The sequence below is a fragment of the Mycobacterium sp. NPDC050551 genome, assembly GCF_040674075.1.
GTDB lineage: Bacteria > Actinomycetota > Actinomycetes > Mycobacteriales > Mycobacteriaceae > Mycobacterium.
This window is the reverse complement of record NZ_JBFARC010000005.1, coordinates 83,916-97,261: the sequence shown is the minus strand read 5'-3', so window position 1 is coordinate 97,261 and position 13,346 is coordinate 83,916. Positions and strand designations below refer to the sequence as shown.

Annotated in this window: 13 protein-coding genes; 10 read left to right on the top strand and 3 right to left on the bottom strand. The window is 72.0% G+C overall.

The window, feature by feature from the left end:
- Positions 1-147: 147 nt before the first annotated feature.
- The 6 genes from AB0K11_RS20345 (at position 148) to AB0K11_RS20320 (ending at position 7,125) form a co-directional block, all read left to right on the top strand.
- Positions 148-1,143, top strand: coding sequence for a YafY family protein (locus AB0K11_RS20345; protein WP_364980867.1), 996 nt, complete (start codon positions 148-150; stop codon positions 1,141-1,143).
- A complete protein-coding gene (locus AB0K11_RS20340; RefSeq protein ID WP_364980864.1) occupies positions 1,140-2,126 on the top strand; it encodes a YafY family protein in 987 nt (328 codons plus the stop codon). Before AB0K11_RS20345 ends, AB0K11_RS20340 begins: the two co-directional genes overlap by 4 nt.
- A gap of 29 nt (positions 2,127-2,155) precedes the next feature.
- Positions 2,156-2,422: a Sec-independent protein translocase subunit TatA gene (gene tatA, locus AB0K11_RS20335; RefSeq protein ID WP_364980861.1), complete on the top strand. Its 267-nt coding sequence runs from the start codon at positions 2,156-2,158 to the stop codon at positions 2,420-2,422.
- A gap of 79 nt (positions 2,423-2,501) precedes the next feature.
- Entirely contained in the window at positions 2,502-3,452 is a 951-nt protein-coding gene (gene tatC / locus AB0K11_RS20330; RefSeq protein WP_364980858.1) for a twin-arginine translocase subunit TatC, read from the top strand.
- Positions 3,436-6,213, top strand: coding sequence for an RNA helicase (locus AB0K11_RS20325; protein ID WP_364980855.1), 2,778 nt, complete (start codon positions 3,436-3,438; stop codon positions 6,211-6,213). Before tatC ends, AB0K11_RS20325 begins: the two co-directional genes overlap by 17 nt.
- Before the next feature lie 63 nt (positions 6,214-6,276).
- Positions 6,277-7,125 carry a DUF4333 domain-containing protein gene (locus AB0K11_RS20320; protein WP_364980852.1) on the top strand — a complete coding sequence of 283 codons (849 nt, stop codon included), beginning with the start codon at positions 6,277-6,279 and terminating at the stop codon, positions 7,123-7,125.
- Here AB0K11_RS20320 and AB0K11_RS20315 read toward each other — a convergent pair.
- Both AB0K11_RS20315 and AB0K11_RS20310 read right to left on the bottom strand, forming a co-directional pair.
- On the bottom strand, positions 7,122-8,078 hold the full coding sequence (locus tag AB0K11_RS20315) for a 5'-3' exonuclease (RefSeq protein ID WP_364980849.1): 957 nt from the start codon (positions 8,076-8,078) through the stop codon (positions 7,122-7,124). The genes AB0K11_RS20320 and AB0K11_RS20315 overlap by 4 nt on opposite strands.
- Entirely contained in the window at positions 8,075-8,923 is an 849-nt protein-coding gene (locus AB0K11_RS20310) for a hypothetical protein (RefSeq protein ID WP_364980846.1), read from the bottom strand. Before AB0K11_RS20310 ends, AB0K11_RS20315 begins: the two co-directional genes overlap by 4 nt.
- 37 nt (positions 8,924-8,960) lie before the next feature.
- On the opposite strand from AB0K11_RS20310, the gene AB0K11_RS20305 reads away from it, so the two are divergent.
- Positions 8,961-10,103 (top strand): Xaa-Pro peptidase family protein, encoded by a 1,143-nt coding sequence (locus AB0K11_RS20305; protein WP_364980843.1) that lies wholly within the window; start codon positions 8,961-8,963, stop codon positions 10,101-10,103.
- A gap of 17 nt (positions 10,104-10,120) precedes the next feature.
- Here AB0K11_RS20305 and AB0K11_RS20300 read toward each other — a convergent pair whose 3' ends face one another.
- A complete protein-coding gene (locus AB0K11_RS20300; RefSeq protein ID WP_364980840.1) occupies positions 10,121-10,534 on the bottom strand; it encodes a F420-dependent biliverdin reductase in 414 nt (137 codons plus the stop codon).
- Positions 10,535-10,608: 74 nt separating this feature from the next.
- Between AB0K11_RS20300 and AB0K11_RS20295 the strand changes: the two genes are divergently transcribed.
- From AB0K11_RS20295 to cobM, 3 genes are read left to right on the top strand one after another with little or no spacing between them, the layout of a single operon-like run.
- Entirely contained in the window at positions 10,609-11,337 is a 729-nt protein-coding gene (locus tag AB0K11_RS20295; RefSeq protein WP_364981825.1) for an SDR family NAD(P)-dependent oxidoreductase, read from the top strand.
- 28 nt (positions 11,338-11,365) lie between these two features.
- Positions 11,366-12,574 carry a precorrin-6y C5,15-methyltransferase (decarboxylating) subunit CbiE gene (cbiE, locus tag AB0K11_RS20290; protein WP_364980837.1) on the top strand — a complete coding sequence of 403 codons (1,209 nt, stop codon included), beginning with the start codon at positions 11,366-11,368 and terminating at the stop codon, positions 12,572-12,574.
- Positions 12,571-13,326 (top strand): precorrin-4 C(11)-methyltransferase, encoded by a 756-nt coding sequence (gene cobM / locus AB0K11_RS20285; protein WP_364980834.1) that lies wholly within the window; start codon positions 12,571-12,573, stop codon positions 13,324-13,326. The genes cbiE and cobM overlap by 4 nt, the downstream gene beginning before the upstream one ends.
- Positions 13,327-13,346: the final 20 nt, after the last annotated feature.

The following is a 13,346-nucleotide window of genomic DNA, read 5'->3' as shown; positions in this document are numbered from 1 at the left end:
CTACTGATTGTGACGGCGGTGTCGATGCGTCTGGTGCACCAATCGGCGGCTCGAGCGTCAACCGGGCAGCGGAAACTGCGCGCTTCGTCCCGCTCGCCGCCCCGCCGGTGCGAGGAAACGGACAGCACAAGCCCTAGGCTTGGCGGCGTGGCGACCTCCAAAGTCGAACGGTTGATGAACCTCGTGATCGCGCTGTTGTCGACCCGCACGTTCATCACGGCCGACCGCATCCGTCAGGTCGTCGCCGGTTACGCCGACAGCCCCAGCGACGAGGCCTTCGCGCGGATGTTCGAGCGGGACAAGAACGAGCTGCGCGATCTCGGCATCCCGCTGGAGACCGGCCGGGTCTCCCAGTTCGACCCCACCGAGGGCTACCGCATCAACCGCGACGCCTACGCGCTGCCCGCCGTCGAGCTGACCGCCGACGAGGCGGCCGCCGTCGCCGTGGCCACCCAGCTGTGGGAGTCACCCGAGCTGATCACCGCCACGCAGGGCGCTCTGCTCAAACTGCGGGCAGCCGGCGCCGATGTCGACGTCGCCGACGGCGTGGCGATCACCTCCACCGCGGCGCTGCCCGGGTTGCGCGGCTCCGAGGAGGTACTCGGGATCCTGTTGGCCGCCATCGACGCGGGCCGGGCCGTGCAGTTCGGCCACCGGCCGGCACGCAGCGAGCCCTACACCACCCGCACGGTCGAACCGTGGGGCGTGCTGACCTACCGGGGCCGCTGGTACCTCGTCGGCCACGACCGGGATCGCGAGGCCACCCGCACCTTCCGGCTGTCGCGGATCGGCGCCGAGGTCACCGCCATCGGCCCGGCGGGCGCCGTTCGCCGGCCCGAAGGGGTGGACCTGCGCGACATCGTGCACCGGGCCGTCGCCGAATGGCCCACCGGCGGGCAGGCGCGGGTGTGGGTGGCCGACGGCCGCGCCACCGCGCTGCGCAGGCAGGCCACCGTGATCGGGCCCCGCACGCTGGCCGGCCGCCCCGGCGAGGAGATCGCCGTCGACATCGGGATGACCGACCGGCTGGCCCGCGAGATCGCCAGCTTCGGCGCCGATGCCGTTGCGCTGGAGCCGCATTCGCTGCGCGACGATGTGCTGGCGCGATTACGGGCGCACGCCGAGAGCGGGGTGACGTCGTGAGTGCGGTCTCGACGCGGCTGGTGCGGCTGCTGAACATGGTCCCGTATTTCCAGGCCAACCCGCGGATCACCTACACCGAGGCCGCGTCCGACCTGGGTGTCTCGGTCGGCCAGCTGCGCGAGGACCTCAACCAGCTGTGGATGTGCGGGCTGCCGGGCTACGGTCCCGGCGACCTCATCGACTTCGAGTTCTCCGGTGACACCATCGAAGTGACCTTCTCGGCGGGCATCGACCATCCGCTGCGGCTGACCTCCCCGGAGGCGACCGGCGTGCTGGTGGCGCTGCGGGCACTCGTCGACGTGCCCGGCATGGTCGATCCCGAGGCGGCGCGCAGCGCGATCGCCAAGATCGAGTCGGCAGCCGGCGCCGCCGGTCACGACATCGGCGACGCGGTGACCGCCGTCGACGAGCGCGCCCCGGCGGAGAGCGAGGCGGCCGCCGCGGTGCGCGCCGCCGTGCGCAACGTGCGCGCGCTGAGCATCGAGTACTACTCCGCCTCCCACGACGTGTTGACCAGCCGCGTCGTCGATCCCATCCGGGTGGTGCTGGTCGGCGACAACAGTTATCTGGAGGCGTGGTGCCGGTCGGCCGAAGGCGTGCGGCTGTTCCGCTTCGACCGCATCGTCGAGGCCCGCGTGCTCGACGAGCCCGCCGCGCCCCCGCCGCCGGCGGTCGAGGCGGCGCCCGACACCTCGCTGTTCGACCCCGACACCGCCGATCCGGCGCTGCCGTCGGCGACGCTGCTCATCGACCGCTCCGCGTCGTGGATGTTCGACTACTACCCGTTGCGGGTGGTGCGTGAGCTGCCCGACGGCGCCTGCGAGGCCGCGATGACCTACGCCTCCGACGACTGGATGGCCCGCTTCGTGCTCGGCTTCGGGCCGGCGGTGCGCGTACTCGCCCCGGAGTCGCTGGCGCACCGGGTGCGCGAATCGGCCGCCGCGGCGCTGCGCGCCTACGAGGGCGGCGCCGCAGGCGGGTAGACTCGGCCCAGACTTTGGAGGTGACCAACATGGGCGGTCTACAACCCTGGCACTGGGTAATCGTCATCGCGGTGTTCGTGCTGCTCTTCGGCGCCAAAAAGCTGCCGGACGCCGCGCGCTCGCTGGGCAAGTCGATGCGGATCTTCAAGTCGGAGATCAAGGAGATGCAGGCCGACGGCAAGACCGAGCCGAAGCCCGAGACGCCCGGCCCGGCCACGCCGATCGCCTCCGAGCGCCTCGACGTCGCCGATCCCGCACCCGCCGCCGAACCGTCGTCCGACAAACGCCCGGCCTGACCCCACCCTTCTCGTGTGACGCGGCCCGGCGCCGCGCCCGTCAGGCTGTGCTCGTAGGTCGCATCCATTAGGCAGGCCGTTGCAGACCCCTCCGATCCTCAGGAAGCTCGATCCGCGCCGCCGGCGCGCCCGGGCCAATCCCGACGGCACCATGTCGTTGGTCGAACACCTCGCCGAGCTGCGTAACCGGCTGCTCATCGCGGCCGCCGCGGTGGTGCTGACGACGATTCTCGGGTTCTTCTGGTACACCCACGGCATCTTCGGCATGCACAGCCTCGGTGAATGGTTGCGCGGCCCGTACTGCGCGCTGCCCGACTACGCGCGCGCCGACATCACCCCCGGCGGCGGGTGCCGCCTGCTGGCGACGGGGCCCTTCGACCAGTTCATGCTCCGCCTCAAGGTGGCCCTGCTGGCCGGCATCGTGCTGGCCTGCCCGGTGTGGCTGCACCAGCTGTGGGCGTTCATCACCCCCGGGCTCTACAAGAACGAGCGCCGCTTCGCGACCGCGTTCGTGGCCATCGGGGCGCTGCTGTTCATCGGCGGCGCGGTGCTGGCCTACGTCGTGCTGGCCACCGCGCTGGGCTTCCTGCTCACCGTCGGCAGCGACGTGCAGGTCACCGCGCTGTCCGGCGACCAGTACTTCGGCTTCCTGATCAACCTGCTGCTGGTGTTCGGCATCAGCTTCGAGTTCCCCCTGCTGATCATCATGCTCAACCTGATCGGCGTCCTCACCTACGAGCGGCTCAAGGCGTGGCGCCGGGGGATGATCTTCGGGCTGTTCGTCTTCGCCGCGTTCGCCACGCCCGGTTCTGATCCGTTCACGATGCTCGCCCTGGCCGGCGCGCTGACCGTGCTGCTCGAACTGGCCATCCAGGTCGCGCGCATCCACGACAGGCGCAAGGCGAAGCGCGAGGCGCTCGAGGATGTCCCCGAAGACGAAGCCGCGCCGATCGGCACCGCCGATCCGATCGAGGCGCCGTCGGCGGTGCCCTCACCCTCCCGGGTCACGATCGATGACGAATCCACCTGAGTCGACGGCGACCGAACTCGCCGACTTCACCGCCGCGCTGCCGTTCGCGCTCGACGACTTCCAGCTGCGGGCCTGCCGGGCGCTGGAGAGCGGGCACGGGGTTCTGGTGTGCGCACCGACCGGCGCAGGTAAGACGGTGGTCGGTGAGTTCGCCGTCCACCTCGCTCTGGCCGCCGGCCGAAAGTGCTTCTACACCACGCCGATCAAGGCGCTGAGCAACCAGAAGCACACCGATCTGGTGGCGCGGTACGGCGCGGCGCGCATCGGGCTGCTCACCGGCGACCAGTCGATCAACGGCGACGCCGACGTGGTGGTGATGACCACCGAGGTGCTGCGCAACATGCTCTACGCCGATTCCCCGGCATTGCGCGGACTGGCATTCGTGGTGATGGACGAGGTGCACTTCCTCGCCGACAGGATGCGCGGGGCGGTGTGGGAGGAGGTGATCCTCCACCTGCCCGACGACGTCCGGCTGGTCAGCCTGTCGGCCACCGTCAGCAACGCCGAGGAGTTCGGCGGCTGGATCCAGACGGTGCGCGGGGACACCACCGTGGTGGTCGACGAACACCGGCCGGTGCCACTGTGGCAGCACGTGCTGGTCGGCAAGCGGTTGTTCGACCTCTTCGACTACCGCGCCCACGACCCGTCCGCCCGTGGCCGCGAACTCGTCGTCGATCCGGAGTTGTTGCGCCACATCGCGCACCGCAGAGAGGCCGACCGGCTCTCGGACTGGCAGCCGCGGGGCCGCGGCGGCCGGTCGTCGCACCGCGGCCGGTCGGTGGGTGCCCGGCCGCCCAGCAGACCCGACGTGCTGGCCGCGCTCGACCGTGAAGGCCTGCTGCCCGCGATCACGTTCATCTTCTCCCGCGCCGGCTGCGACGCCGCGGTCAAGCAGTGCCTGCGGTCCCCGCTGCGGCTGACCGACGACAAGGAACGGGCCCGCATCGCCGAGATCGTCGAGCGCCGCTGCGCCGACCTGCCCGAGGACGACCTGATCGTGCTCGACTACCACGAGTGGCGCGAAGGCCTGTTGCGCGGCCTGGCGGCCCACCACGCGGGCATGCTGCCGGTGTTCCGGCACACCGTCGAGGAGTTGTTCACCGCCGGGCTGGTCAAGGCGGTGTTCGCCACGGAGACGCTTGCGCTCGGCATCAACATGCCCGCCCGCACCGTGGTGCTGGAGCGGCTGGTCAAGTTCAACGGCGAGCAGCACATGCCGCTGACGCCGGGGGAGTACACCCAGCTGACGGGCCGGGCAGGGCGGCGCGGCATCGACGTCGAGGGCCACGCGGTGGTGCTGTGGCACAGCCACGACGACATGGCCGAGCCGGCCGAGATCGCCGGGCTGGCCTCCACCCGCACGTTCCCGCTGCGCAGTTCGTTCGCGCCGTCGTACAACATGACGATCAACCTGATTCAGCACATGGGCCCGGAACAGGCCCATCAGCTGCTCGAGCAGTCGTTCGCCCAGTACCAGGCGGACCGTTCGGTGGTGGGCCTGCGCCGTGGCGTCGAGCGCGGCGAGCGGCTGCTCGACGAGATCGCCGCCGAGCTGGGCGGGCGCGAGTCGCCGGTGCTGGAGTACGCGCGGCTGCGGGCGCAGATCTCCACCCGTGAGCGCGCGCAGTCGCGGGCCTCGCGGCTGCACCGGCGCAAGGCCGTCAACGACGCGCTGGCCGCGTTGCGCCGCGGCGACATCATCAACATCGCGCAGGGTCGCCGCGGTGGGCTGGCCGTCGTCCTCGAACCGGACCGCGACAGCGACGACCCGCGGCCGCTGGTGCTTACCGAACACCGTTGGGCGGGCCGGATCTCGTCGGCCGACTACACCGGGGCGTCGACCACGGTGGGGTCGATGACGCTGCCCAAGCGTGTCGAGCACCGCAATCCGCGGGCGCGCCGTGACCTGGCCTCGGCGCTGCGCTCGGCGGCTGCCGGCCTGGATCTGCCGTCGCACCGCCGGAGAAGCGGGGAGGCGCCGGAACGCGACGTCGACCCCGAGCTGGCCGGGCTGCGGGAGCAGCTGCGCAACCATCCCGCGCACCACGCACCCGACCGCGAGGACAAGGTCCGCCTCGCCGAGCGCTACCTGCGCATCGAGCGCGACAACGCCGAGATCCAGCGGAAGGTGGCCGCCGCCACCAATTCGCTGGCCCGGACATTCGACCGGATCGTCACGCTGCTCGCCGAGCGCGGCTACATCGAGACGGCGGACGACGGTGACCCGAAGGCGACCGACGACGGCCGGCTGCTGGCCCGGATCTACAGCGAGAGCGACCTTTTGGTGGCCGAGTGCCTGCGCGGCGGCATCTGGGAGGGTCTCGGGCCCGCCGAGCTGGCGGCGGTGCTGTCGACGGTGCTCTATGAATCCCGGGGCGACACACCCGGCGCGCCAGCGGGTCTGGAGGCGCCGACGGCCGCCCTGCGGCGTGCGCTGGCACGGACCCGGCGGACGTCGGCCGAGTTGCGGGCCGAGGAGCAGCGGCACCGGATCGGGCCGAGCCGTGAACCGGACGACGGGTTCGTCGCCGCGGTGTACCGGTGGGCCACCACCGGCGATCTCACGACCGCGCTGGCCGCATCGGACGTCGCGGGCAGCGGGTCACCGCTGTCGGCAGGCGATTTCGTCCGGTGGTGCCGCCAGGTGCTCGACCTGCTCGACCAGGTGCGCAATGCGGCGCCGACGGCGGCGATGCGCACGGCGGCGAAACGCGCCATCAACGACATTCGGCGCGGCGTCGTGGCAGTTGATGCGGGGTAGTGTGTTGCCAGCCGACCCAGGACTTGACCGCAGGATCCACCTCAGGACGACCAAGGAGAGACGATGAGCGGACCGCAGGGTTCCGACCCCTCGCAGCCGTGGCCCGGCCAGCAGCCGGAGACCGGCGCCGATCAGCCGTCGGGTGAGCCGTCGAACGCATCGTGGCAGCCCTCCGGCGCCGGCGGTGACCAGTCCACCTCCCAGCAGCCGGCATGGCAGCCGCAGGCCGCCGACGAGTCGACCACCCAGGTGCCCAGCTGGCAGCAGCCGCCGCCGGCCTACGGTCAGCAGCAGTATCCGCAGTACCAGCAGCCGGGCCAGGAGCATTCGACCTATCAGGCGCCGCAGCCGCAGTACCCGTCCACCGAGCAGTACGGGCAGTACGGCCAGCAGCCCGGGCAGCAGTACGGGCAGCCGCCGCAGTACGGCCAGCAGCCGGGACAGTACGGGCAGACCGGTCAGCAGCCGCAGTACGGCCAGCCTCAGTACGGGCAGCCGGGCCAGTACGGCCAGCAGCCCGACCAGTACAACCAGTACGGGCAGTACCAGGCGCCCGGCTCCGAGTCCGGTTCCAAGAGTTCGCTGAAGCTGATCCTCGGCGTCGTCGGCGGGCTGGTGGCGATCCTCGTCATCGCCGTGCTGGTGACGGCGCTGTGGCTGCCGGGCTGGGCGGTCACCACCAAGCTCGACGTCAACGCCGCGCAGTCGGGGGTGGAGCAGATCCTCACCGACGAGGAGAACGGCTACGGCGCCAAGAACGTGCAGGACGTCGTCTGCAACGACGGCCAGAGCCCCGAGGTCAAGCAGGGCGCCACGTTCGACTGCGACGTCAGCATCGACGGCACCAAGCGCACGGTGACGGTCACGTTCCAGGACGACGACGGAACCTACGAGGTCGGCCGGCCGCGCTAGTCGGGCAGCTCGTCGAGCGCCTTCTGCAGTCGCCCGACCGACGACGTGACGCCCAGTTCGCCGGCCAGGTCGGCGACCTTGCGCGGGTGAACGGCGGCCAGCGGCAGCGTGTCGGACTTCGTGGTGAAGGTGACGGGCGCGTCCTGGGCCACCCGCACCACCGGACCGGCGGCCTCGATGTAGTCCGTCGCCGCGAGCAGCTTCTTTCGGTAGGCCTTGCTCATCTTGGACTTCGGATCGTCGGCGGCGGCCACGATCGCCTCCAGCGAGCCGTACTGCGCGAGCAGGGTGGCCGCGGTCTTCTCGCCGACTCCGGGCACACCGGGCAGACCGTCGGACGGGTCGCCGCGCAGCAGCGCGAGTTCGGCGTACGCCGGCCCGGCCCGCTCGACCGGGACGTGGTACTGGTCGGCGACCTCGGCCGGGCCGAACATCGTCGCCTTGGCCATGCCGCGGCCCAGGTAGAGCACCCTGACCTGGACGGGGTCGTCGGCGACGAGTTGTAGGAGGTCCCGGTCCCCGCTGACCACGACGACCCGGTCCGTGCGTTCGCGGGCGGCGAGGGTGCCCAGCACGTCGTCGGCCTCGTACCCGGGGGCGCCGGCCGTGGCGATCCCGAACGCGTCGAGCACCGCCATGATCATGTCCACCTGCGGGGTCAACTCGTCAGGCACCTCCTCGACGTCGGGGGTGCCCGCCGGTTCGGCCTCCGCGACGCGGTGCGCCTTGTACGACGGGATCAGGTCCACCCGCCACTGCGGGCGCCAGTCGTCGTCGCGGCACACCACCAACCGGCCCGGCCGTTCGCGGCCGATCAGCATCGCGACCGCGTCGAGGAAGCCGCGCAGTGCGTTGACCGGCCGGCCGTCGGGCGCGGTGATCGACGACGGCAGCGCGAAGTAGGACCGGAACCACATGCTGGCCCCGTCGAGCAGGAGCAGCGGCCCGCTCATCGTGCGCTCTCGAACACGTACGCGCCGCTGGTGATCGGCCTGTCGCCGTTGCCCTCGTCGTAGAGCACCACCCTGGCTGCGAGCAGCCCGTCGGCGCCGGTCACCGCTTCGGACTCGGCGCGGAAGGGGCCGGCCGTGCCCCGCGCCATGAACATGACGTGTGACGACGCGCCCTGCAGCCGCCCGGTGCCCGCGAGCCGCGCCGCCGCGTCGGTGGCCGCCGTCTCGAGCAGCACGAACTGCGGCCCGATGTGCAGCGCCGCGTCGGGTGAGGCCACGTCGGCGGACAGTTCGGGCAGCGCCCAGTGCCCGTCCGGCCTGCGGTGCCCGCCGAACACCTGCCACAGCGGCGGCAGATTCGGCGAGTCCACCACCTCGATGTTGTCGACCTCCATCTTCTGCAGGCCCTCCGGCGGGACGCCGATGCTGACGCCCTGGCCCTCGATCAGGGCGAGCACGCGGTCCGGCCGGTCCGCGTCGACGATCTTGGCCCGGCTGTAGCCCATCTGCCTGCCGCGCCGCAGTTCCTCGGACACCACCTCGAAGCGGCGGACGTCGCGGCCGGGGTCGATGACCTGACACGAGTGCACGACGGGGTTGGGCACGGCCTCGAGGTCGGACATGTGCCCGCTCTCGGGCGCCGCGACCGACAGCACCGCGAGCAGCAGGCCACCGGTGGGATTGCGCATGTCGTGGCGCACCACGACGGTGTCGTCGACGTCCCGCGGATCCATGGTGGCGTACTGCCTGCCGATGTAGCGGTAGCTGAGCAGGCCGCCCCAGCGCCGCCGCAACTCCTCGGCGTACTCGTGACTGTCGGTGAGTTCGCGGATGTCGCGCAGCATTCGGCTCACACTACTGGCGGCGATTAGCCTTTCAGCCATGAGTTCCGACCGTTTCGATGCCGATGTGTACGCCCGCCGACTGGCCGCCGCCGCGAAGGCGACCGGCGAGGCCGGGCTGGCCGGCCTGGTCATCACCCCCGGTTACGACCTGCGCTACCTGACGGGTTCGCGGGCGCAGACCTTCGAGCGACTGACCGCCCTGGTGGTGCCGGCGAGCGGAGCGCCGACGGTGGTGGTGCCGCGGCTGGAGCTGGCCGCGCTCAGGGAATCGGCGGTCACCGAACTCGGCATCACCGTGCGCGACTGGGTGGACGGCGACGATCCCTACCGGCTGGTGGCCGACGCGCTCGGCGGCGCACCGGCCGCCACCGCGGTCACCGACGCGATGCCCGCCCTGCATCTGCTGCCGCTGGCCGGGGTGCTCGGCGTGGTCCCGGTGCTCGCCACCGATGTGCTGCGGCGGCTGCGGATGGTCAAGGACGCGGCCGAGATCGACGCGCTGCGCACGGCCGGCGCGGCGATCGACCGGGTGCACGAGCGGGTGCCCGAGTTCCTGGTGCCCGGTCGCACCGAGGCCGACGTCGCGGCCGACATCGCGAAAGCGATTGTCGACGAAGGTCATTCGGAGGTCGCGTTCATCATCGTCGGCTCGGGCCCGCACGGCGCCGACCCACACCACGAATGCTCTGACCGGGAACTGCGGGCCGGCGACATCGTGGTCGTCGACATCGGTGGACCGGTCGAACCGGGCTACAACTCGGACTCCACCCGGACCTACAGCATCGGCGAGCCGGATCCCGAGGTGTCGCGGCGGTATGCGGTGCTGCAGCGCGCGCAGCACGCCGCCGTGCAGGCCGTCCGGCCCGGCGTGACCGCCGAGCAGGTCGACGCCGCGGCCCGCGACGTGCTGGCCGCCGAGGGTCTGGCCGAGGCGTTCGTGCACCGCACCGGGCACGGAATCGGGCTCTCGGTGCACGAGGAGCCCTACATGGTGGCGGGCAACGACCTGCCGCTCGAAGCCGGGATGGCGTTCAGCGTCGAACCGGGCATCTACTTCCCGGGACAGTGGGGCGCCCGCATCGAGGACATCGTGATCGTCACCGAAGACGGAGTGCTGCCGGTCAACAGCAGGCCGCACGAGCTGATCGTGGTGCCGGCAGGTCCCGCCGCGACGGTGTGACGCGCGGCGCCCGCCCGCTAGTCCTCGCCGCGGTCGAGCAGGTCGGAGGAGCCCAGCACCCGCTCCACCCGCACCTCGATGACCACCCGACGCGGGTTGACCCGCGGCGTGCGGTAGCGCTGGGCGTAGCGCAGTTCCGCGTCGCGCACCGCCTCGGGGTCGGTGTTCACGGCGGATTTGCCCTCGAGCGACAGCCAGCGGGCGCCGTCGACCTGACTGAGCACGGCCACGCCGCGCTGGTCGGCGTTGACCGCCTTCTGCGAGCCGCCGGTGGTGATGACACGCGCGATGTGGGTCTTGGGGTCGAAGGTGAATCCGACGGCCACCACGTGCGGCGAGTTGTCCGCCCGCAGCGTGGTCAGCATGGCGAGATGGCGTTCGGTGAGGAACGCGATCGCGTCGTTGGTGAGCCGGGTCGTTGCCTTCGCCATCAACGCCCACGCTAGCGCAGGACATAATCGCAGCTGTGAAAGACACGGCCGACACGGCGGACAAGGTCGGAGGCGTGATCGTCGTCTTCGGCGGCCGCAGCGAGATCGGCACGGAACTCGCCGTGCGGCTGGCGCCCGGCGCCACGGTGGTGCTGGCGGCCCGCGGCCCCGACCGGCTGGCCGAGCAGGTGGCGGCGGTGCGGGCCGCGGGTGCGCACGCCGTGCACACCGTGGCGTTCGACGCCGACGACGTCGCGGCACACGGCGCTCTGGTCGACGCGATCGTCGCCGAGCACGGCCCGATCGGCACCGCGGTGCTGGCGTTCGGCGTGCTCGGCGACCAGGCCCGCGCCGAGCGCGACCCGGCACACGCCGCGGCGATCGTGCACACCGACTTCGTCGCGCAGGTGAGCATGCTCACGGCGCTGGCCGCCGCGATGCAGGCCGCCGGTGCGGGCACCATCGTGACCTTCTCCTCGGTGGCCGGGGTTCGGGTGCGCCGCGCCAACTACGTCTACGGCTCGGCGAAGGCGGGGCTCGACGGGTTCTGCGCCGGCCTGACCGACGCGCTGCACGGATCGGGGGTGCGGCTGCTGGTCGTGCGGCCGGGGTTCGTGATCGGCCGGATGACCGAGGGGATGTCGCCGGCGCCGCTGCCGAGCACACCCGCGCAGGTCGCCGACGCCACCGTGCGGGCGCTGCGGCGCGGGCGCAGCCACGTCTGGGTGCCGGGCGCACTGCGGGTGTTGTTCTTCGCGTTGCGGCTGGTGCCGCGGCCGGTGTGGCGCAGGATGCCGCGATGAGCGCTCGCGCGAAGAGCCGAGGACACCGGTGAGTCGGATCTACGTGGTGGGCATCGGCGCTGACGGCGTCGGGGGACTGGCGCCTGCGTCGGCGGCGGAGTTGCGGCGCGCGACGGTGGTGTACGGGTCCGCACGCCAGCTGGGCCTGCTCGACGAGTCGGTGAGCGCGCAGCGGCGCGAGTGGCCGTCGCCACTGCTGCCAGCGCTGGCGGCGCTCGGTGAGGCCACCGGCGATGTGCACGTGGTGGCGAGCGGCGACCCGATGCTGCACGGGATCGGCGCGACGCTGATCCGGCGGTTCGGCGCGGACCGGGTGTCGGTGCTGCCGCACGTCTCCTCGGTGACGCTGGCCTGCGCCCGGCTCGGCTGGAGCGTGCAGGACACCGAGGTGATCAGCCTCGTCACCGCCGACCCGCACACCGCGGTGCGCCGCGGCGGCCGCGCGGTGGTGCTGTCCACCGACCGCACCACACCGAAGGCGCTGGCCGCGCTGCTGGCCGCGCACGGCCGGGGCGACTCCGAACTGACCGTTCTCGAGCAACTCGGCGGCCGGGACGAGCGGCGCCGCGACGGCACCGCCGCGCAGTGGGCGGACCGGGGTTCCGCCGACGTCGACGACCTCAACGTCGTGGCCGTGCACTATCTGCCCGACGAGCGGGTGGCGTGGCCCGGCGACGACGCGTTCGTCCACGACGGGCAGATCACCAAGCACGGCATCCGCGCGGTCACCCTCGCCGCGCTCGCTCCGCGCCCCGGGGAGCTGTTGTGGGACGTCGGTGCCGGCGCGGGCAGCATCGCGGTCGAGTGGTGCCGCAGTGGACCGGGGTGTTCGGCGGTCGCCTTCGAGTCCGACGAGCGGCGCCGCGCCCGCATCGTGACGAACGCCGAGGCGTTCGGGGTGCGCGTCGACGTGCGCGGCGCCGCCCCCGAGGCATTCGACGCCGCCGAACTCAGCAGTGCAGGCGTGGGCGGGGTGCCGACACCCGCGGCGATCTTCGTCGGCGGCGGCGTCACCGCACCGGGACTCCTGGACGCCTGCGTCGAGCGGCTGCCCGCCGGTGGGCGGCTGGTGGTCAACACCGTCACCGCCGAATCCGAAGCGCTTGTGCTGCAGTGGTATTCACGGTTGGGGGGTGAGCTGCGCCGATTCCAGCACTACCGCGGCGAGCCGCTGGGCGGATTCACCGGATGGCGGCCCGCGATGCCGGTCACCCAGTGGTCGGTGGTGACACCGTGACCGTGTACTTCATCGGCGCCGGCCCGGGCGCCGCCGACCTGATCACCGTGCGCGGGCAGCGACTGCTGCAACGGTGCCCGGTGTGCCTCTACGCCGGCTCGATCATGCCCGACGATCTGCTGGCCTCCTGCCCGCCGGAGGCCAGGATCGTCGACACCGGCCCGCTGACGCTCGAGCAGATCGTCACCGAACTGGCCGACGCGCATGCCGCGGGACTGGACGTCGCGCGGCTGCACTCGGGTGACCCGTCGATCTACAGTGCGCTGGCCGAGCAGTGCCGTCGTCTCGACGACCTCGGGGTCGACTACGAGATCGTCCCGGGGGTGCCTGCGTTCGCCGCCGCCGCGGCCGCGCTGGGCCGTGAGCTGACCGTTCCCGGTGTCGCCCAGACGGTCACGCTGAGCCGGGTGGCGACGCTGTCGACGGCGATGCCTGCGGGGGAGGATCTGCGCACGCTGTCGGCGCCGGGCGCCACGCTGGTGCTGCACCTGGCGGCCGCGCAGATCGACACGATCGTGCCCGAGCTGCTCGCCGGCGGTTATCGACCCGAAACTCCCTGTGCTGTGGTGGCATTCGCGAGCTGGCCGCAGGAGGTGGTGGTGCGGTGCGTGCTGGGCGAACTCGCCGAGCGGACCCATGCGGCCGGCATCACCCGCACCGCCGTGATCGTCGTCGGCGATGTGCTGGCCGCCGAGGGATTCACCGACAGCTACCTGTACTCCAGCGGCCGGACGCGGCGCGGGCGGCATTGAGATGTGCCGGTGACGGCCCG

Excerpts from the sequence above, each read along its gene's own strand:
- AB0K11_RS20315 (WP_364980849.1), bottom strand. The coding sequence starts at position 8,078 with ATGAGCGGGCCGCTGCTCCTGCTCGACGGGGCCAGCATGTGGTTCCGG.
- AB0K11_RS20320 (WP_364980852.1), top strand. The coding sequence starts at position 6,277 with ATGAGCGGACCGCAGGGTTCCGACCCCTCGCAGCCGTGGCCCGGCCAG.
- AB0K11_RS20325 (WP_364980855.1), top strand. The coding sequence starts at position 3,436 with ATGACGAATCCACCTGAGTCGACGGCGACCGAACTCGCCGACTTCACC.
- AB0K11_RS20305 (WP_364980843.1), top strand. The coding sequence starts at position 8,961 with ATGAGTTCCGACCGTTTCGATGCCGATGTGTACGCCCGCCGACTGGCC.
- tatA (WP_364980861.1), top strand. The coding sequence starts at position 2,156 with ATGGGCGGTCTACAACCCTGGCACTGGGTAATCGTCATCGCGGTGTTC.
- AB0K11_RS20300 (WP_364980840.1), bottom strand. The coding sequence starts at position 10,534 with ATGGCGAAGGCAACGACCCGGCTCACCAACGACGCGATCGCGTTCCTC.
- AB0K11_RS20310 (WP_364980846.1), bottom strand. The coding sequence starts at position 8,923 with ATGCTGCGCGACATCCGCGAACTCACCGACAGTCACGAGTACGCCGAG.